This is a genomic window from Dellaglioa sp. CoH-57-MRSF-19, from assembly GCF_056781975.1.
Window position 1 is genome coordinate 1 of record NZ_JBXAXW010000190.1, and the last position, 349, is coordinate 349.

At 56.7% G+C, this 349-nt stretch carries 1 protein-coding gene; it reads left to right on the plus strand.

Translation table 11 applies throughout. The annotated features are described in order from the left end of the window. Window positions 1-20 precede the first annotated feature (20 nt). A partial coding sequence (locus AC1RO3_RS08905; protein ID WP_481764067.1) for a hypothetical protein occupies window positions 21-349 on the plus strand: 329 nt, incomplete at its 3' end.

Here is a 349-nt window from a genome sequence, read left to right on the forward strand (position 1 = left end):
TGCGTATGGTGCGGCGCGATATGGAGTCTGCCTATCAAGCAGGTCGCAACGATGCACGCGTCGAGGCCGAAACGTGCTCTGATGAACAGTGGATCGCGGAGCACGGCACACGTCTCGCCCGGCTCCTGAACATCGATGGCTACGATTTGGCTGATCGCGATGCGCAGATTGCGGATTTGCTGAAGCGGTCAGCACTGATTCCCATGCACGGTCGAATCGACGCGAAGGCCACGGTCCTGGGCATTATGCGCTACGTAACGCGTAACTGGAACATGGAATTCGAGCACTACATGGGCACTCCCATGTATGCCCTGCTCTCGGTTCGTGAGTTTGATGAGCTGAAGAAGAT